Source organism: Bacillus sp. GC_Bacil_1 (assembly GCF_026540675.1).
In the GTDB taxonomy this organism is placed as follows: Bacteria; Bacillota; Bacilli; order Bacillales; family Bacillaceae_G; genus Bacillus_A; species Bacillus_A cereus.
In genome coordinates this window covers 1-286 of record NZ_JALNUG010000067.1, presented here as the reverse complement: position 1 = coordinate 286, position 286 = coordinate 1, and the positions used below count along the sequence as shown (strand labels likewise).

Genomic DNA, 286 nt, shown 5'->3' with positions numbered 1-286 from the left:
GTCATTTTCTTCATTGTTTAATCTCCTTAAAAAACTTTTCACTCCAATAGAAATCAATTTATAAATTGTAAAAATGTAAAGCACAAAAGTAACAATAAAAAACAGAGGTGTTTCAATTTCAATAAAAGTATATGCAATCTTTTGAATCACTATAAAGCTTCCAAAAGAAAAAGTTAGCCCCATAAATCCATTATATAAAATGTGTGCCAACCTTGGCTCATTTGGTTTACAAAAAAATACCCATACCCCCCATATATTAGCAATCAAAAGAAAAGGTAAAATTACA

At 27.6% G+C, this 286-nt stretch carries 1 pseudogene; it reads right to left on the bottom strand.

Features of this window, described 5'->3' with window-relative positions:
• Positions 1-286, bottom strand: a pseudogene (locus OXT04_RS29670) (hypothetical protein); the annotation flags it as partial.